The sequence below is a fragment of the Pseudomonas sp. MWU349 genome (assembly GCF_017947325.1).
Classification (GTDB): domain Bacteria; phylum Pseudomonadota; class Gammaproteobacteria; order Pseudomonadales; family Pseudomonadaceae; genus Aquipseudomonas; species Aquipseudomonas protegens.
The window spans coordinates 118,488-137,066 of record NZ_JAFEVP010000004.1; the positions used below are offsets into that span (position 1 = coordinate 118,488).

19 protein-coding genes are annotated in these 18,579 nt (G+C 58.7%); 16 read left to right on the top strand and 3 right to left on the bottom strand.

The window, feature by feature from the left end; all coding sequences use genetic code 11:
• Nucleotide 1: 1 nt before the first annotated feature.
• Genes recF through dnaA form a run of 3 tightly spaced genes read right to left on the bottom strand, consistent with a single transcriptional unit; the run spans nucleotide 2 to nucleotide 3,809 of the window.
• Nucleotides 2-1,105 carry a DNA replication/repair protein RecF gene (recF, locus tag KCG88_RS16865; protein ID WP_011058393.1) on the bottom strand — a complete coding sequence of 368 codons (1,104 nt, stop codon included), beginning with the start codon at nucleotides 1,103-1,105 and terminating at the stop codon, nucleotides 2-4.
• Nucleotides 1,106-1,125: 20 nt separating this feature from the next.
• Nucleotides 1,126-2,229 carry a DNA polymerase III subunit beta gene (gene dnaN, locus KCG88_RS16870; RefSeq protein ID WP_011058392.1) on the bottom strand — a complete coding sequence of 368 codons (1,104 nt, stop codon included), beginning with the start codon at nucleotides 2,227-2,229 and terminating at the stop codon, nucleotides 1,126-1,128.
• A gap of 38 nt (nucleotides 2,230-2,267) precedes the next feature.
• On the bottom strand, nucleotides 2,268-3,809 hold the full coding sequence (dnaA, locus tag KCG88_RS16875) for a chromosomal replication initiator protein DnaA (RefSeq protein WP_047290161.1): 1,542 nt from the start codon (nucleotides 3,807-3,809) through the stop codon (nucleotides 2,268-2,270).
• A 566-nt stretch (nucleotides 3,810-4,375) separates the two neighbouring features.
• Between dnaA and rpmH the strand changes: the two genes are divergently transcribed.
• From rpmH to KCG88_RS16955, 16 genes are all read left to right on the top strand, one after another.
• Nucleotides 4,376-4,510, top strand: a complete 135-nt coding sequence (gene rpmH / locus KCG88_RS16880; protein WP_003213577.1) for a 50S ribosomal protein L34 — start codon at nucleotides 4,376-4,378, stop codon at nucleotides 4,508-4,510.
• A 16-nt stretch (nucleotides 4,511-4,526) separates the two neighbouring features.
• Nucleotides 4,527-4,928: a ribonuclease P protein component gene (rnpA, locus tag KCG88_RS16885; protein WP_210712966.1), complete on the top strand. Its 402-nt coding sequence runs from the start codon at nucleotides 4,527-4,529 to the stop codon at nucleotides 4,926-4,928.
• The gene (yidD, locus tag KCG88_RS16890; RefSeq protein ID WP_003213574.1) at nucleotides 4,921-5,166 is read left to right on the top strand and encodes a membrane protein insertion efficiency factor YidD; all 246 of its coding nucleotides are present in this window, start codon (nucleotides 4,921-4,923) and stop codon (nucleotides 5,164-5,166) included. Before rnpA ends, yidD begins: the two co-directional genes overlap by 8 nt.
• Nucleotides 5,167-5,168: 2 nt before the next feature.
• Nucleotides 5,169-6,869 (top strand): membrane protein insertase YidC, encoded by a 1,701-nt coding sequence (gene yidC, locus KCG88_RS16895; protein WP_047290160.1) that lies wholly within the window; start codon nucleotides 5,169-5,171, stop codon nucleotides 6,867-6,869.
• Between the two features lie 79 nt (nucleotides 6,870-6,948).
• A complete protein-coding gene (gene mnmE / locus KCG88_RS16900; RefSeq protein WP_041120513.1) occupies nucleotides 6,949-8,319 on the top strand; it encodes a tRNA uridine-5-carboxymethylaminomethyl(34) synthesis GTPase MnmE in 1,371 nt (456 codons plus the stop codon).
• A gap of 311 nt (nucleotides 8,320-8,630) precedes the next feature.
• Nucleotides 8,631-10,043: an amino acid permease gene (locus KCG88_RS16905; protein ID WP_210712757.1), complete on the top strand. Its 1,413-nt coding sequence runs from the start codon at nucleotides 8,631-8,633 to the stop codon at nucleotides 10,041-10,043.
• A 3-nt stretch (nucleotides 10,044-10,046) separates the two neighbouring features.
• Nucleotides 10,047-10,868: a phytanoyl-CoA dioxygenase family protein gene (locus tag KCG88_RS16910; RefSeq protein ID WP_047290157.1), complete on the top strand. Its 822-nt coding sequence runs from the start codon at nucleotides 10,047-10,049 to the stop codon at nucleotides 10,866-10,868.
• Between the two features lie 545 nt (nucleotides 10,869-11,413).
• The gene (mnmG, locus tag KCG88_RS16915; RefSeq protein WP_047290156.1) at nucleotides 11,414-13,306 is read left to right on the top strand and encodes a tRNA uridine-5-carboxymethylaminomethyl(34) synthesis enzyme MnmG; all 1,893 of its coding nucleotides are present in this window, start codon (nucleotides 11,414-11,416) and stop codon (nucleotides 13,304-13,306) included.
• 5 nt (nucleotides 13,307-13,311) lie between these two features.
• Nucleotides 13,312-13,947, top strand: coding sequence for a 16S rRNA (guanine(527)-N(7))-methyltransferase RsmG (rsmG, locus tag KCG88_RS16920; RefSeq protein ID WP_210712967.1), 636 nt, complete (start codon nucleotides 13,312-13,314; stop codon nucleotides 13,945-13,947).
• Nucleotides 13,948-13,965: 18 nt separating this feature from the next.
• A complete protein-coding gene (locus KCG88_RS16925) occupies nucleotides 13,966-14,763 on the top strand; it encodes a ParA family protein (RefSeq protein WP_047290154.1) in 798 nt (265 codons plus the stop codon).
• A 9-nt stretch (nucleotides 14,764-14,772) separates the two neighbouring features.
• Nucleotides 14,773-15,645 carry a ParB/RepB/Spo0J family partition protein gene (locus KCG88_RS16930; protein WP_011064387.1) on the top strand — a complete coding sequence of 291 codons (873 nt, stop codon included), beginning with the start codon at nucleotides 14,773-14,775 and terminating at the stop codon, nucleotides 15,643-15,645.
• Nucleotides 15,646-15,793: 148 nt separating this feature from the next.
• Nucleotides 15,794-16,201, top strand: coding sequence for a F0F1 ATP synthase subunit I (locus KCG88_RS16935; RefSeq protein ID WP_015637573.1), 408 nt, complete (start codon nucleotides 15,794-15,796; stop codon nucleotides 16,199-16,201).
• Nucleotides 16,202-16,217: 16 nt separating this feature from the next.
• Entirely contained in the window at nucleotides 16,218-17,090 is an 873-nt protein-coding gene (atpB, locus tag KCG88_RS16940) for a F0F1 ATP synthase subunit A (protein ID WP_011064386.1), read from the top strand.
• 133 nt (nucleotides 17,091-17,223) lie between these two features.
• Nucleotides 17,224-17,481, top strand: a complete 258-nt coding sequence (atpE, locus tag KCG88_RS16945; protein ID WP_002555987.1) for a F0F1 ATP synthase subunit C — start codon at nucleotides 17,224-17,226, stop codon at nucleotides 17,479-17,481.
• 57 nt (nucleotides 17,482-17,538) lie between these two features.
• Entirely contained in the window at nucleotides 17,539-18,009 is a 471-nt protein-coding gene (locus KCG88_RS16950; RefSeq protein ID WP_011064385.1) for a F0F1 ATP synthase subunit B, read from the top strand.
• 12 nt (nucleotides 18,010-18,021) lie between these two features.
• Nucleotides 18,022-18,558: a F0F1 ATP synthase subunit delta gene (locus KCG88_RS16955; protein WP_011064384.1), complete on the top strand. Its 537-nt coding sequence runs from the start codon at nucleotides 18,022-18,024 to the stop codon at nucleotides 18,556-18,558.
• The last annotated feature ends 21 nt before the right edge of the window (nucleotides 18,559-18,579 follow it).

Sequence of the window (18,579 nt, forward strand, 5' to 3'; positions counted from 1 at the left end):
TTCACTCCCGATGGTCGTGGGTCTGGGTGATACGGCCTTGTTCCACGTGGAACAAAGCGACTGGCGTTTCCGTCTGCCAGCCTTCCCTCAATAATTCGTGGTCTACACAGGTGATAAACACCTGGCAGCGTAAGTCTTCCAACAAGCGACAAAGTGCGCGGCGGTGCTGCTCGTCCAGCTCGGACGGCAAGTCATCCACCAGATAAATACACTGACCGCGGCGGGCCTGGCTCACCAGATGCCCCTGGGCAATGCGCAAGGCACAGACCACCAACTTCTGCTGGCCACGGGACAAGATGTCCGCGGCGTTGTGTCCGCCTAAGCGCAGACGCAAATCAGCACGTTGTGGCCCGGCCTGGGTATGACCCATTTGCTGGTCACGGTGGAGGGCGGTCGCGAGCACTTCACTGAGCTCCCGGTCCTTGTCCCAACCACGGTAATAGCTAAGCGTCAGGCCCTCGAGCTGCAACAGTTCGCCCAAGGTCCGCTCAAAGACTGGTTTCAAGGCTTTGATATAAGCGCGGCGGTATTCATCGATTTCAGCGCTGGCCTGACACAGTTCCCGGTCCCAGGCCGCTTGCGAAGCGGCGTCAAGTGTACCATGCCGCAGCCATGAGTTCCGCTGCCGCAGGGCCTTCTGCAAGCGCTGCCAGGTGGACATGAAGCGTGGTTCCACATGGAACACTCCCCAATCCAGGAACTGCCGACGGATCTTCGGTGCGCCCTCCAGCAGGCGGAAGCTGTCCGGGTTGATCAACTGCAGCGGCAGGATCTCGGCCAACTGCGCCGCGCTGCGGGCATTCTGACCGTCGATACGGATCTGGAATTCCCCCTGGCGATCACGGGATATCCCCAGGCTACTATGGCCGCCCTGGGCCAACTCCACCTGGCCGAACACCGTGCAGGCCAGTTGCTCGTACTGGATCACCGGCAACAGGCGGGCACTGCGGAACGAGCGGGCAAGCCCCAGCAGGTGGATGGCTTCCAGCACGCTGGTCTTGCCACTGCCGTTGGCGCCGTAGAGAAGGTTGATGCGGGGGGAGGGGGAGAAGGTCACCGGGTGCAGATTGCGCACCGCGGTGACCGAGACGCGACTGAGGGACATCTAGCTTCTGCTGAGCATGATTACAGGCGCATCGGCATGACAACGTAAGCCGAGTCGTCGTTGTCGGATTCCTGCACCAGCGCACTGCTGTTGGAATCGGACAGGATCAGGCGAACCTGTTCGGTGGTCATCACGCCCAGCACGTCCAGCAGGTAGCTGACGTTGAAGCCGATTTCCAGGGAACCGCCGTTGTATTCCACGCCCACTTCTTCTTCCGCTTCTTCCTGCTCCGGGTTGTTGGCCTGGATCTTCAACTGACCATTGGCCAGTTGCAGGCGGATGCCGCGGTACTTCTCGTTGGACAGGATCGCGGTGCGGCTGAAGGCTTCGCGCAGCGCCTGGCGATCCCCCAGTACCAGCTTGTCACCGCCTTTGGGCAGCACGCGCTCGTAATCCGGGAACTTGCCGTCCACCAGCTTGGAGGTGAAGGTGAATTCGCCGGTGGTGGCACGAATGTGGTGCTGGCCCAGGACGATGCTGACGTTGCCATCGGGCTCGGTGAGCAGGCGCGCCAGTTCCAGGATGCCTTTGCGCGGCACGATCACCTGATGGCGATCCGGCTGGCCGATGTCCGCCTGCATCGAGCACATGGCCAGACGGTGACCGTCGGTGGCCACGGCGCGGATGATCCCGGCGGACACCTCCAGCAGCATGCCATTGAGGTAGTAGCGCACATCCTGCTGGGCCATGGCGAAGCTGGTGCGCTCGATCAGGCGGCGCAGGCGGCTCTGCTCAAGCTGGCAGGTCAGCGAGCCCGGGCCTTCTTCTACAGTCGGGAAGTCGTTGGCCGGCAGGGTCGACAGGGTAAAGCGGCTACGCCCGGCCTTCACCACCAGCTTCTGCTCGTCGACCTTGATGTCGATCAGGGCATCGTTGGGCAGACTCTTGCAGATGTCCATCAGCTTGCGCGCGGGAACGGTGATTTCCCCCGGCTCGGCTGGCTCTTCGAGTTGCACACGACCGACCAGCTCGACTTCCAGGTCGGTACCGGTCAGCGACAGTTGCTGGCCTTCGACAACCAGCAGCACGTTGGAAAGCACCGGCAAGGTCTGGCGGCGTTCGACGACGCCGGCGACCAGTTGCAGGGGTTTCAACAGGGCTTCGCGTTGAATGGTGAAATGCATGGTCTAGTCCCTTGCCTTAATAAGCTGCGTTGGAGTCATCAAGTGGTCAGAGTACGCAGCAGGTTCTTGTAGTCCTCGCGGATGTCCGCGTCGGATTCCTTAAGTTCATTGATCTTGCGGCAGGCGTGCAGAACCGTGGTGTGGTCGCGACCGCCGAACACATCGCCGATTTCCGGCAGGCTGTGGTTGGTCAGTTCCTTGGACAGGGCCATGGCCACCTGGCGCGGACGGGCCACCGAACGGGAACGCCGCTTGGACAGCAGATCGGAAATCTTGATCTTGTAGTACTCGGCGACGGTGCGCTGGATGTTATCCACAGACACCAGCTTGTCCTGCAGCGCCAGCAGGTCCTTCAAGGATTCGCGAATCAGCTCGATGGTGATATCGCGCCCCATGAAGTGCGAGTGGGCGATGACCCGTTTCAGGGCACCTTCCAGTTCACGGACGTTGGAGCGGATGCGCTGGGCAATGAAGAACGCCGCATCGTGAGGCAGTTCGACCTTGGCCTGGTCGGCCTTCTTCATCAGGATCGCCACCCGGGTTTCCAGCTCAGGCGGTTCGACGGCCACCGTCAGGCCCCAGCCGAAGCGCGACTTGAGGCGCTCTTCCAGGCCTTCGATCTCTTTCGGGTAGCGGTCGCTGGTGAGGATCACCTGCTGGCCGCCTTCTAGGAGGGCGTTGAAGGTGTGGAAGAACTCTTCCTGGGAACGCTCCTTGCGGGCGAAGAATTGAATGTCATCGATCAGCAGCGCATCGACCGAACGGTAGAAACGCTTGAATTCGTTGATGGCGTTGAGCTGCAACGCCTTGACCATGTCCGCCACGAAGCGCTCGGAATGCAGGTACACGACCTTGGCATTCGGGTTCTTCTTTAATAGGTGGTTACCCACAGCGTGCATCAAGTGGGTCTTACCCAGGCCGACGCCGCCATAAAGGAACAGCGGGTTGTAGCCGTGCTTGGGGTTGTCCGCCACCTGCCAGGCCGCCGCGCGGGCCAGCTGGTTGGATTTACCCTCGACGAAATTCTCAAAGGTAAAAGTGCGGTTCAGGTAGCTGGTGTGCTTGAGCGCGCCCTCTACCTGGACGGTACGCTGCTCGGCGCGTACCGGTGCCTGCTGCGAGCTGGCGCCCGCCATCGGGTCGAAGCTGTCACGAGAGGGTTCTTCGCTGACTTCGGCAGCCTTCTGTGCGGCGGCTTTTTTGGCCGGGGCAGAAGTGGGTGCCGGAGTGGGCGCGGGAGCAGCAGCCGGGGCAGCATTCGCTGCAGCGGCTTGCAGGGCTTGCGAAGCGGCAGCGGCCAGTGGCGCGTTAGGTGCGGCGCGAGGCGCTGAACTGCGTTTGCTGCCTATTAATAAGGAAAGAACCGGTGCCATGCCGTTGCCGTGTTCATCCAGCAGCTCGAGCACGCGCCCCAGGTACTTTTCATTGACCCAATCGAGAACAAAACGATTCGGTGCGTATACACGCAACTCGTCGCCTTCGGCTTCGACCTGTAGCGGACGGATCCAAGTGTTGAATTGCTGGGCAGGCAGCTCATCACGCAGAAGCTCCACGCACTGCTGCCAAAGTTCCACTGACACGGATATCCCCTAAGTTGAAAGCCGGTGAGGCAAAAACAAGCGGCCATTGTAGCGATCAGCCGCCCACTTATCCACATGTAGCGTGTCCTCAGGACACTAAGAATCAACGCCTTACCCCGAATAAACACGACCAGCGGTATGTGCATAAGCTCTGTGGATAACCCCACTTGAGGCCATTGCACAACTCGGGGCGAAACTCTGTGGGTAACTCGCCTGTGGATAACCTACCGTTCCACGCACAGGTTTTCCGATGGCGCAGCACAGGCAGGACACCGTTTCTCAACCGTGTTGTCATTCTCTGTACAGTACGGACTAGAAGGGCTTGAGTCAGTTATCCACAGATGAGGCCGTCCCTAGCCTTTATAAGCTTTACAGAAAAGCTTTAAATACTTTCCTTCTTTATTTTTATATCTAGCCGACCCTGGCTCACAACCCCGTACCCGGACATACATAGATAAAGGAAAAGCTGGTTGGAAATTGACCTAGAGGCTTGCTTTCTCTAGAATCGCCGATCTCTTAAAACGGGGGCCATTCCGGCCCGTTGTGGACGAACCAGGTAACACGACATGAAACGTACTTTCCAACCAAGCACTATCAAACGCGCTCGTACCCACGGTTTCCGTGCTCGCATGGCTACCAAGAACGGTCGTGCCGTCCTGTCGCGTCGTCGCGCCAAAGGTCGTGCGCGTCTGGCAGTTTGATAATCCGGCACTGGAGGTGAGTCAGGACTTCAGTCGGGAAAAGCGTCTGCTTACTCCCCGGCACTTCAAGGCGGTCTTTGACTCCCCTACCGGCAAGGTTCCGGGGAAAAATCTCCTGCTCCTTGCGCGCAATAACGATCTTGATCATCCCCGTCTGGGGCTCGTGATCGGGAAAAAGAGCGTAAAACTCTCCGTTGAGCGCAATCGCCTCAAGCGTCTGATGCGCGAATCGTTTCGTCTCCACCAGGACTCACTGGTCGGATGGGATATCGTTATCGTCGCGCGCAAAGGTTTGGGCGATGTAGAAAACCCCGAATTGATTCAGCATTTCGGCAAACTCTGGAAACGCCTGGCACGCAACAAGCCGGTACCAGCAGCCAACTCCGAAGCTGTAGGGGTAGACAGTCCCGATGCGTAAACTGGCACTCGTTCCGATCCAGTTTTACCGCTATGCCATTAGTCCTCTGATGGCCAATCACTGTCGTTTCTACCCCAGTTGTTCCTGCTACGCGTTGGAAGCCATCGAAAATCATGGCCTTCTGCGCGGTGGCTGGCTGACCTTTCGTCGTTTAGGTCGCTGTCATCCGTGGAATCCCGGTGGTTATGACCCGGTTCCACCTATCCCTACCTCCCGTTCTTCTTCGATGGCCGAGTAATCATGGATATCAAACGCACGATCCTGATCGTCGCCCTGGCAATCGTGTCCTATGTCATGGTTCTTAAATGGAACCAGGATTATGGCCAAGCTGCCTTGCCGACTCAGAATGTTGCTTCCAGCACGACCGCCCCGGGCTTGCCGGATGCGCCAACAGGCACTTCCGCTGCCAACGACGACATTCCGCGCGCGGCAAGCGACACCACCGCACCCGCTGAAGCGCCTGTAGCGGCAAGCAAAGATCTCATTCAGATCAAAACGGATGTGCTCGACCTGGCTGTCGATCCACAAGGTGGGGATATCGCGCAACTGCGCTTGCCACTGTATCCACGTCGTCAGGACCACCCGGAAATCCCGTTCCAGCTGTTCGATAACGGCAACGAACGGACTTATCTGGCACAAAGTGGCCTGATTGGCAGCAACGGCCCGGACGCAAGCCCGGCCGGTCGCCCGATCTACTCGGCCGAGAAGAAAAGTTATCAACTGGCTGACGGTCAGGACCAATTGGTGGTCGACCTGAAGTTCAGCAAGGACGGTGTCAACTACATCAAGCGCTTCACCCTGAAGCGTGGCCTGTATGACATCACCGTTTCCTACCTGATCGACAACGAAAGCGCGCAGCCATGGACCGGTGCGATGTTCGCCCAGCTCAAGCGCGACGCCAGTTCCGATCCTTCCTCCAGCACCGCCACCGGCACTGCGACTTACCTGGGCGCCGCCCTGTGGACAAGTTCCGAGCCGTACAAAAAAGTGTCCATGAAAGACATGGACAAGGTGAACGAGGACAAAACCAAGGCTCCGATCACTGAGAGCGTTCAGGGTGGTTGGGTTGCCTGGCTGCAACACTACTTCGTGACCGCCTGGATCCCGCCAAAAGGCGAGAACAACCAGGTTCTGGCACGCAAGGACAGCAAAGGCAACTACATCATCGGCTACACCGGCCCTTCGATGACTGTTGCTCCGGGGGCCAAGGCTGAAACCAGCGCCATTCTGTACGCCGGCCCGAAAAGCCAGGCCGTGCTGAAAGAGTTGTCCCCAGGCCTGGAACTGACCGTGGACTACGGCTTCCTGTGGTTCATTGCCCAGCCGATCTTCTGGCTGCTGCAACATATCCACAGCCTGGTGGGTAACTGGGGCTGGTCGATCATCTTCCTGACCATGCTGATCAAGGGGATCTTCTTCCCACTGTCGGCTGCCAGCTACAAGTCCATGGCACGCATGCGTGCAGTGGCTCCGAAACTGGCCGCGCTGAAGGAAAAATTCGGCGACGATCGTCAGAAAATGTCCCAGGCGATGATGGAGCTGTACAAGAAAGAGAAGATCAATCCGCTGGGTGGCTGCTTGCCGATCCTGGTGCAGATGCCGGTCTTCCTGTCCTTGTACTGGGTTCTCCTGGAAAGCGTGGAAATGCGCCAGGCACCGTTCATGCTGTGGATTACCGACCTGTCGATCAAGGATCCGTTCTTCATCCTGCCGATCATCATGGGCGCCACCATGTTTATCCAGCAGCAGCTGAACCCGACGCCTCCGGATCCGATGCAGGCCAAGGTGATGAAAATGATGCCGATCATCTTCACCTTCTTCTTCCTGTGGTTCCCGGCCGGTCTGGTGCTGTACTGGGTAGTGAACAACTGCCTGTCGATCGCTCAACAGTGGTACATCACTCGTAAGATCGAAGCGGCTACCAAGAAAGCAGCTGCCTGACCTACGCTGTGGATAACCACACAAGACGCCCCCTAGTGGGGCGTTTTGCTATCTGTCACTTTTGTCTGGATGTCGGGTTATGAATGTCCCTCGTGAAACCATCGCTGCCATTGCTACCGCCCAGGGCCGCGGCGGCGTGGGTATCGTACGGATTTCCGGGCCCCTGGCGGGCGCGGCGGCCAAAGCCATCAGCGGTCGTGAGTTGAAGCCGCGGTTTGCCCATTACGGGCCGTTCCTCAGTGAGCAAGAAGAAGTCCTGGATGAAGGCATTGCCCTGTATTTCCCGGGGCCGAACTCCTTCACCGGTGAAGATGTGCTGGAGCTGCAGGGGCACGGCGGCCCGATCGTTCTCGACATGCTCCTGCAGCGCTGCCTGGAGCTGGGTTGCCGCCTGGCTCGGCCGGGGGAATTCAGCGAGCGTGCGTTCCTCAACGACAAACTCGACCTGGCCCAGGCCGAAGCCATTGCAGACCTGATCGAAGCCAGTTCGGCACAGGCTGCGCGCAACGCCCTGCGTTCGTTGCAGGGGGCGTTCTCCCAGCGCGTGCATAACTTGACCGAGCAATTGATCGCCCTGCGGATCTATGTCGAAGCGGCGATCGATTTTCCTGAGGAAGAAATCGACTTCCTTGCCGATGGCCATGTGCTGAGCATGCTCGATGCAGTGCGTGACGAGTTATCCACAGTACTGCGTGAGGCCGGGCAGGGCGCCTTGCTGCGCGATGGCATGACCGTGGTGATCGCCGGGCGCCCGAATGCCGGCAAATCCAGCCTGCTCAACGCCCTGGCTGGGCGCGAGGCTGCCATTGTCACCGATATCGCCGGCACCACTCGGGACATTCTGCGCGAACATATCCACATCGACGGCATGCCATTGCACGTGGTGGACACCGCAGGGCTGCGGGACACCGAGGACCAGGTGGAAAAGATCGGTGTCGAACGGGCCCTCAAGGCCATCAGCGAAGCCGATCGGGTGTTGCTGGTGGTGGATGCTACCGCAGCGGAAGCCGCGGACCCCTTTGCCCTGTGGCCGGAGTTTCTTGAACAGCGGCCAGACCCGGCCAAAGTCACGCTGATTCGCAACAAGGCCGATCTGACCGGTGAACCCATTGCCCTGGAAACCTGTGATGACGGCCACGTCACCATCAGCCTCAGTGCCATGGCCGCGGGTAGCGGGCTGGAACTGCTGCGTGACCACTTGAAAGCCTGCATGGGTTATGAACAGACGTCCGAAAGCAGCTTCAGTGCCCGCCGCCGGCACCTCGAAGCATTGCGCTACGCCAGTGCCGCCCTGGAACATGGCCGGGCCCAGTTGACCCTGGCCGGTGCCGGCGAATTGCTGGCCGAGGACTTGCGCCAGGCCCAGCAATCGCTGGGTGAAATCACCGGGGCCTTCAGTTCCGATGACCTGCTGGGGCGGATCTTCTCCAGCTTCTGCATCGGCAAGTAATCATCCTGACGAACAAGCGCCTGTGGACAACTCCCTCCGGGATACCGTCTGCGGGCGTTACCTTTATCCCCCATGCAAGCCCGCTGCGACATTGAGTAACAGCGCCCACCTGAAAATCCCCGCTTTATCCCCCAGTTAATCCGCCAATAGCCGTCATATCGCAGAAGTTCGCGTAAACGCCGACTTGGTTCCCTATTTGCATCCTTTTTTTGTACAGGTTTATACATCTCGGGTAATCCCCCGGCATGTGGCGCCTGGGCCGACGGTTGGAAGCCGCCTGGTCTTCATGAACCTGCATTCAAGGAGTTGAAATGGCTGACGCGGGCACTGTTCTACAGCGTGGCCTGAGCACCCGGCACATCCGCTTCATCGCCCTGGGCTCTGCCATCGGCACAGGCTTGTTCTACGGTTCTGCGGCCGCCATTCAACGGGCAGGGCCTTCGGTCCTGCTGGCCTATCTGATTGGCGGCGCAGCCATCTACCTGACCATGCGCGCCCTGGGAGAGATGGCAGTCAGGACTCCTGTTTCAGGCTCTTTCGGACATTACGCCAGCAGTTATCTGGGACGTTTTGCGGGGTTTCTCACTGGTTGGAGCTACGCCTTTTCCATGCTCATGGTCTGCCTGGCTGATGTCACCGCATTCGGCGTCTACATGGGCCTGTGGTTTCCCGATACTCCCCGCTGGATCTGGGTGTTGAGCATTGTCCTGGGCATTGGCGCCTTGAACCTGTGCAGCGTAAAGGTGTTCGGCGAGCTGGAATTCTGGCTGTCGTTGCTCAAGGTTGGCGCCATTGTGGCCATGATCGTCGGCGGCTTTACCCTGCTGTTCTTCGGCATCCAGCTGGGGGAGGAACAAAGCCAGGGAGGGCTGGCCAATCTCTGGGAGTACGGCGGTTTTTTCCCCAATGGCGTGGAGGGCATGATCGCCTCCTTCACCATCGTCATGTTCGCCTTTGGTGGAATCGAAGTCATCGGCATCACCGCCGGCGAGGCCAAGGACCCGCAGCGGATGATCCCCAAGGCCATCAATTCGGTACCACTGCGGATCCTGATCTTCTACGTATTGACCTTGCTGATTCTGTTGACCCTGGCGCCCTGGTCGAGCATCGGTAGCCATGGCAGCCCGTTCGTGCAGATCTTCAGCAGCCTGGGGATCAGTTCGGCGGCCACGGTGCTGAATATCGTAGTGATTTCCGCCGTGGTCTCGGCCATCAACAGCGATATCTTCAGTGCCGGGCGAATGATGTATGGCATGGCGGCGATCGGGCAGGCGCCGGCAGTGTTCGCCAGGACCTCCCGCTTCGGCGTGCCCTGGATGACGGTGTTGGTCATGTCGGTGGCGTTGCTGCTGGGGGTGCTGCTCAACTACTGGATCCCGCAGGAACTGTTCCTGATCTTTGCCTCGCTGGTGACCTTTTCCGTGGTCTGGGTCTGGCTGATGATCCTGCTGTCACAAATGGCCATGCGTCGTGGCATGAGTGCCCAGGAAATCGACGAACTGAAGTTTCCGGTACCCCTGGGCGCAGCGGGTCAGGCCTGTGCCGTGGTTTTCATGTTGTTCATCTTCGGTGTGCTGGGCGCATTTGCCGATACGCGCCTGGCACTGTATGTGGGGCTGGGCTGGTTGGCGCTGCTGTCTCTGGCCTATTGGATATGGATCAAACCGGATACCACCGGCGCGGCCGCCGTCGAGCCCGGTATCGGAACTCAGAAAAAGGGATAACCCATGGGATCGTTCGAGTTGCCGCGTACAACCATTGAAGCCTTTCAGCGCGATGGCGCTGTGTGCATTCGCCAACTGTTCAGCAGCGATGAAGTCGGCCTGCTGGAGCGGGGGATCGAGCACAACCTGGCGTTTCCCAGCGAACGGGCCAAGGTCGCCAGCCGCCCGGACGACCCTGGCTGGTTCTTCGAGGACTTCTGCAACTGGCAAGAGAACCCGGCCTATCGGCAGTTCATCTTCCAGAGCCGGGTTGGCCATGTGGCTGCGCAACTGATGGGCAGCGATCAGGCTCGCCTGTATCACGACCACTTGCTGGTCAAGGAACCCAATACCCGGCAACGCACACCCTGGCATCAGGACCAGCCGTACTACAACGTCGAAGGCCGGCAGAACTGCAGCATGTGGATGCCGGTAGACCCGGTGGCCAGGGAATCGACCCTGGAGTTCGTTGCCGGCTCGCACCTGGGGCCCTGGCTGATGCCGCGGACCTTTCTCGACAACCAGGCCAAGTGGTTCCCGGAGGGCAGCCTGGCGGATCTTCCGGACATCGAGGCCGATCGTTCAGCGTGGAACATTCTGGGCTGGGAACTGCAGCCCGGCGACGCGGTGTTTTTCCACATGCTGACCCTGCATGGGGCCGGCGGTGTAGGCGGAAATAGACGGCGGCGGGCGTTTTCCCTGCGTTTTCTGGGAGAAGACATGCGTCATGCCCCGAGAGCGTGGCGAACCTCACCGGAATTCCCCGGCCTGGTCCAACAGTTGGCCGCCGGCGCTGCTCTGGAACACGAGCTGTTTCCACGTTTGTGGCCTCGCGACCTGATCTGAACGGTCATTTATCCACCGGCAGGTCAGGCTCGCGGCCTGTCTTTTCACGTTATCCAGCTTCCCTTTTCGTTCTTTGCCCTGGGCGAAGGGGGGAGCTGTGGGCGCCTATCAGTGGAAAGCAGGTTTTTCTGTGGATTAAGCCCTGTGAATAACTGCCCTTCAGCTCGGTTGATAACCGGCCTCCAAAACTGAGGAAAACCCCATCTGTGGATAACCACCCCATTCATCCACAGGCTTAAACCGGTTATCCAAGGGCCTCATTGTCACCTAACCACAGACTTTAAAATCTCTGTACACATTGTAAATAAAGGGCTACAGCAATCTATCCACAGATAGGGTGCTGCATAAGAATAAACATAAAAACAAGGTTTTAATAAATCTCTCTCTTTTAATTTCTATTGTCCGCCAGTCATCCACAGCTGGTTAAATTTTGTGCAAAGGGTTCTTTAGAAAGGTCGAAGTCCCTATACTTGCCGCCTTGGTCCAAAAACCAACCCGACAACTACTCCTAATTACTCCTACTTGAAGCAGGCACGAGGTGCGTGGTGGATTTCCCTTCCCGTTTTGAAGTGATCGTCATCGGCGGCGGTCATGCCGGTACCGAGGCAGCACTTGCATCAGCACGCATGGGGGCAAAAACCCTGTTGCTGACGCATAACGTGGAAACCCTCGGTGCCATGAGCTGCAATCCCGCGATCGGCGGCATTGGCAAGAGCCATTTGGTCAAGGAAATCGATGCCCTAGGCGGCGCGATGGCCATGGCTACTGATAAGGGCGGCATCCAGTTTCGCGTGTTGAACAGCCGCAAAGGCCCAGCCGTGCGCGCTACCCGCGCCCAGGCCGACCGCATTCTGTATAAGGCTGCGGTTCGCGAGATTCTGGAAAACCAGCCCAACCTGTGGATATTTCAACAGGCGGCTGACGACCTGATCGTTGAACAGGATCAGGTCCGTGGTGTTGTGACCCAAATGGGCCTGCGTTTCTTCGCCGAATCCGTGGTGTTGACCACCGGGACCTTCCTTGGTGGACTTATCCACATCGGTATGCAGAACTATTCCGGCGGCCGTGCTGGTGATCCACCCTCGATTGCCCTGGCGCACCGTCTTCGGGAACTGCCTCTGCGTGTCGGCCGGCTGAAAACCGGAACACCGCCGCGTATTGATGGCCGTTCTGTGGATTTCTCGGTAATGACCGAGCAACCCGGCGATACCCCGATTCCCGTGATGTCGTTCCTGGGTTCGAAAGAGCAGCATCCACCGCAAGTCAGCTGCTGGATTACCCACACCAACGCCCGCACCCACGAAATCATTGCTTCGAACCTCGACCGTTCGCCGATGTACTCCGGGGTGATCGAAGGCATTGGCCCGCGCTACTGCCCGTCGATCGAAGACAAGATCCATCGCTTTGCCGACAAGGAAAGCCACCAGGTCTTCATCGAACCCGAAGGCCTGACTACCCACGAGCTGTACCCGAACGGGATATCCACCTCCCTGCCATTCGATGTGCAACTGCAGATCGTGCAATCGATCCGCGGCATGGAAAACGCCCATATCGTGCGTCCCGGCTATGCCATCGAGTACGACTATTTCGATCCCCGCGACCTCAAGTACAGCCTGGAAACCAAGGTTATTGGCGGTCTGTTCTTCGCTGGCCAGATCAACGGCACCACCGGTTACGAAGAGGCCGGAGCCCAAGGTCTGCTGGCCGGAGCCAACGCCGCCTTGCGCGCCCAGGGCAAAGACAGCTGGTGCCCGCGTCGCGATGAGGCCTATATCGGTGTATTGGTGGATGACCTGATTACCCTGGGTACCCAGGAACCGTACCGGATGTTCACTTCCCGGGCCGAATACCGCCTGATTCTGCGTGAAGACAACGCCGACCTGCGTCTGACCGAAAAAGGTCGCGAACTGGGGCTGGTGGATGACGTGCGCTGGGCCGCTTTCTGCAAGAAACGCGAAGGTATTGCCCAGGAAGAACAACGTTTGAAGTCCACCTGGGTTCGTCCGGGTACCGAGCAGGGTGATGCCATTGCACAAAAATTCGGCACGCCGCTGACCCACGAATACAACCTGCTGAACCTGCTGAGCCGTCCGGAAATCGACTACGCTGGTCTGGTCGAAGTGACCGGGCAGGGCGCTGAAGATCCACAAGTCGCGGAACAGGTCGAGATCAAGACCAAGTACGCCGGCTACATCGATCGCCAACAGGACGAAATTGCTCGCCTGCGCGCCAGTGAAGACACCAAATTGCCTGTGGATATCGATTACAGCGGTATTTCCGGCCTGTCGAAGGAAATCCAGAGCAAGCTCGGCGCGACCCGCCCGGAAACCCTGGGCCAGGCCTCGCGGATTCCCGGTGTAACCCCGGCAGCGATCTCCCTGTTGATGATTCACTTGAAAAAACGCGGCGCGGGCCGTCAGTTGGAGCAAAGCGCTTGAGTTCTATGGTCACCCCACAACACGCGGATGAGTTATCCACAGGCGCTCGCCAGCTCGGCGTCGAGCTGAGCCCGGCCCAGCATGAATTGCTGCTGGGTTACCTGGCCCTGTTGATCAAGTGGAACAAGGCCTACAACCTGACCGCGGTGCGCGATCCCGATGAAATGGTCTCCCGCCATTTGCTCGATAGCCTGAGCGTGATGTCGTTCATCGAAAACGGCCGTTGGCTGGACGTCGGCAGCGGTGGTGGCATGCCCGGCATCCCGCTGGCGATCCTGTTTCCCGAGTCGCAAGTCACCTGTCTGGACAGCAACGGCAAGAAAACCCGCTTCCTGACCCAGGTCAAACTCGAACTCAAGCTCGACAACCTGCAAGTTATCCACAGTCGGGTCGAAGCCTTCACCCCTGAGCAGCCTTTCAACGGGATCATTTCCCGGGCGTTCAGCAGCATGGAGAACTTCACCAACTGGACCCGCCACCTGGGCGACCGCGATACACGCTGGCTGGCAATGAAGGGCGTCCATCCCTCGGATGAGCTGTTAGCATTGCCGGCGGACTTCCACCTCGATAGCGAACACGCCTTGGCCGTACCCGGTTGCCAAGGCCAACGCCATCTGCTGATACTGCGCCGCACGGCATGATTGGGAACACAAGCAAGAATGGCTAAGGTATTCGCGATAGCGAACCAGAAAGGTGGCGTGGGCAAGACCACCACCTGCATCAACCTCGCAGCATCCCTGGTAGCGACCAAGCGCCGGGTGCTGTTGATCGATCTTGATCCACAGGGCAACGCCACCATGGGTAGCGGTGTGGATAAACACGGTTTGGAAAACTCGGTCTATGACTTGCTGATCGGTGAGTGCGACCTGGCCCAGGCCATGCATTTTTCCGAGCACGGCGGTTACCAGTTGCTGCCGGCCAACCGCGACCTGACGGCCGCGGAGGTGGTGCTGCTGGAAATGCAGATGAAGGAAAGCCGTCTGCGCAGCGCCCTGGCGCCAATCCGTGAAAACTATGACTACATCCTGATCGACTGCCCGCCGTCGCTGTCGATGCTCACCCTCAATGCCCTGGTCGCCGCCGATGGGGTCATTATCCCCATGCAGTGCGAGTACTACGCGCTGGAAGGTTTGAGCGACCTTGTGGATAACATCAAGCGCATCGGCGAACTGCTCAACCCGGAGCTGAAGATCGAAGGCTTGCTGCGCACCATGTTCGACCCGCGCCTGAGCCTGATGAACGATGTTTCCGCGCAGCTCAAGGAACACTTCGGCGATCAGCTGTATGACACCGTGATTCCGCGCAACATCCGTTTGGCCGAAGCGCCGAGCTACGGTATGCCGGCGTTGGCGTACGACAAACAATCCCGTGGCGCGCTGGCCTACCTGGCCCTGGCGGGCGAGATGGTTCGCCGGCAACGTAAACAATCGCGCGTCGCAGCCGCCCAGCCAACTTAAGGAATCCCCATGGCCGTCAAGAAAAGAGGTCTCGGACGTGGACTGGATGCACTGTTGAGTGGTCCGACTGTCAGCGCACTGGAAGAGCAAGCGGTGCAGGCCGACCAGCGTGAGCTGCAACACCTGCCCCTGGACCTGATCCAGCGCGGCAAGTACCAGCCGCGTCGGGACATGGACCCGCAAGCGCTGGAAGAACTGGCGAATTCGATCAAGAGCCAGGGCGTGATGCAGCCGATCGTGGTCCGGCCCATCGGTGGCGGTCGTTTCGAGATCATTGCCGGTGAACGCCGCTGGCGCGCCAGCCAGCAGGCTGGCCAGGAAACCATCCCGGCGATGGTTCGCGATGTGCCGGATGAAACCGCCATCGCCATGGCACTGATCGAAAACATCCAGCGTGAAGATCTCAATCCCATCGAGGAAGCGGTGGCCCTGCAGCGCCTGCAGCAGGAATTCCAGCTGACTCAGCAACAGGTCGCCGAAGCGGTGGGCAAGTCCCGCGTCAGCGTGGCCAACCTGCTGCGCCTGATCGCCCTGCCTGAGGTGATCAAGACCATGCTGTCCCACGGCGACCTGGAAATGGGTCATGCCCGTGCATTGCTCGGATTGCCGGAAAATCAACAGGTTGAAGGGGCGCGACACGTTGTCGCACGAGGCCTCACCGTGCGCCAGACCGAGGCCCTGGTTCGCCAGTGGCTGAGCGGCAAACAGGAACCTGCTGAACCGGTCAAGCCAGACCCGGATATCGCCCGTCTCGAGCAGCGCCTGGCCGAGCGCCTGGGCTCTGCGGTGCAGATCCGCCACGGCAAGAAGGGTAAAGGTCAGCTGGTGATCGGCTACAACTCCCTAGATGAGCTGCAAGGCGTCCTCGCTCACATCCGCTGAAACATTTCCTTATGTAGCGCGCAGTCGGAAATCACTACCCGGCAGTTGAATAGGGGCTGAACCGCCCCTATACTCTGCGCGCATTTTGTCGGCACAAATTATGCCAAGTTAATGAATTCTGGCAGCCGACCCTTGAGGAGCAAGAGCGATGGAAACCCGCACGCCAAACCGCTTGCCGTTTCATCGCTTGGCGGTTTTTCCGGTTTTACTGGCTCAGTTGATCATTTTACTGATAGCCGCTCTGGCGCTCTGGCAATGGCGTGGAGTCGTAGCCGGATACTCAGGCCTTTGCGGAGGACTGATAGCCTTGCTACCCAATGTGTATTTCGCTCACAGGGCATTTCGGTTTTCCGGCGCCCGAGCGGCCCAAGCCATCGTCCGGTCTTTTTATGCCGGTGAGGCGGGCAAACTGATTTTGACGGCGGTGCTGTTTGCACTGACGTTTGCAGGTGTGAAGCCATTGGCGCCGCTGGCTGTATTCGGCGTCTTCGTGCTGACCCAACTGGTCAGCTGGTTCGCTCCCCTGCTAATGAGAACAAGACTTTCGAGACCTTAGGGCGTTTGAGGCAACCATGTCAGCAGAAACAACCGCTTCGGGCTATATCCAGCACCACTTGCAGAACCTGACCTTCGGTCAGCTACCCAATGGGAGCTGGGGCTTTGCCCACTCCGCAGCAGAAGCCAAGGAAATGGGCTTCTGGGCATTCCACGTCGATACCCTCGGCTGGTCTGTCGCACTGGGTGTGATCTTCATTCTTCTGTTCCGCATGGCGGCCAAGAAGGCGACTTCCGGCGTGCCGGGCGCTTTGCAGAACTTCGTTGAGGTCATGGTTGGCTTCGTCGATGGCAGCGTGAAGGACAGCTTCCACGGCCGCAGCCCGGTGATCGCACCGTTGGCACTGACCATTTTCGTCTGGGTGTTCCTGATGAACGCCATCGACCTGGTACCGGTGGACTGGATTCCACAACTGGCCATGTTGATCTCCGGCGACCAGCACATTCCGTTCCGTGCCGTATCCACCACTGACCCGAACGCCACCCTGGGCATGGCCCTGTCGGTGTTTGCGCTGATCATTTTCTACAGCATCAAGGTCAAGGGCATCGGCGGCTTCATCGGCGAGCTGACCCTGCACCCGTTCGGCAGCAAGAACATCCTGGTTCAGGCACTGCTGATTCCGGTGAACTTCCTGCTTGAATTCGTGACCCTGGTTGCCAAGCCAATCTCGTTGGCACTGCGTCTGTTCGGCAACATGTATGCCGGCGAGCTGGTGTTCATCCTGATCGCTGTGATGTTCGGCAGCGGCCTGCTGTGGCTCAGCGGCATGGGTGTGGTTCTGCAATGGGCGTGGGCTGTGTTCCACATCCTGATCATCACCCTGCAGGCCTTTATCTTCATGATGCTGACCATCGTCTACCTGTCGATGGCGCACGAAGAGAACCATTAAGACCAGTCCCAGACTAGTCTGATGTCCCTCTCGTTGCGGCGAGAGGGGGCCCGTCTCGGGTCAATGAAACGATTTGTTTTACCGCTTTAATCTAAAAAACCTAAACCATACGACGTAAAAGTCGGGAGGAAAGATGGAAACTGTAGTTGGTCTAACCGCTATCGCTGTTGCACTGTTGATCGGCCTGGGCGCACTGGGTACCGCAATTGGTTTCGGCCTGCTGGGCGGCAAGTTCCTGGAAGGCGCTGCGCGTCAGCCAGAAATGGTTCCAATGCTGCAAGTTAAAATGTTCATCGTTGCCGGTCTGCTCGACGCCGTAACCATGATCGGTGTTGGTATCGCTCTGTTCTTCACCTTCGCAAACCCCTTCGTTGGTCAACTCGCTGGCTAATCACTCGATTCTTCGAGTTGATTGGTGTGACGGACAACGAACGAGCGAGGTGTTGGCGTGAACATTAATGCAACCCTGATTGGCCAGTCCGTTGCGTTCTTAATTTTTGTATTGTTCTGCATGAAGTTCATTTGGCCTCCGGTCATTGCAGCTCTGCACGAACGTCAAAAGAAGATCGCGGATGGACTGGACGCTGCCAGCCGAGCAGCTCGTGACCTGGAACTGGCCCAAGATAAAGCGGGTCAGCAACTGCGCGAAGCTAAAGCTCAGGCAGCTGAAATCATTGAGCAAGCCAAGAAGCGCGGTTCTCAGATCGTCGACGAAGCCCGTGAACAGGCTCGTGTCGAAGCTGAACGTGTGAAGGCTCAGGCTCAGGCCGAGATCGAACAGGAACTGAACGGCGTCAAAGACGCGCTGCGCGCCCAACTGGGCAGCCTGGCAGTCAACGGCGCAGAGAAGATCCTGGGTGCCACAATCGATCAAAACGCGCACGCAGAGCTGGTTAACAAACTGGCTGCTGAAATTTAAGCGAGGGCGATCATGGCAGAACTGACCACGTTGGCCCGACCTTACGCTAAGGCGGCCTTCGAGCACGCTCAGGCCCACCAGCAGCTGGCCTCTTGGTCAGCCATGCTCGGCCTGGCTGCAGCGGTGTCACAAGATGACACCATGCAGCGCGTGCTTAAGGCCCCGCGACTGACGAGCGCAGAAAAGGCCAGCACTTTTATCGAAGTGTGTGGCGACAAGTTTGATGCACAGGCACAGAATTTCATTCACGTTGCCGCCGAAAACGACCGTCTCCTGCTGTTGCCGGAGATCTCCGCTCTGTTCGACCTGTACAAGGCCGAGCAAGAGAAATCGGTGGATGTGGATGTGACCAGTGCGTTCGCATTGAACCAAGAACAGCAAGACAAACTCGCCAAGGTTCTCAGTGCACGGCTCGGCCGGGAAGTGCGACTGCACGCTGCGGAGGATGCCAGCCTTATTGGTGGCGTCGTAATCCGCGCCGGCGACCTGGTTATCGATGGCTCGATTCGCGGCAAACTCGCGAACCTTGCCGAAGCATTGAAATCTTGAGTTTGAAGGGGCAGCAGAGCA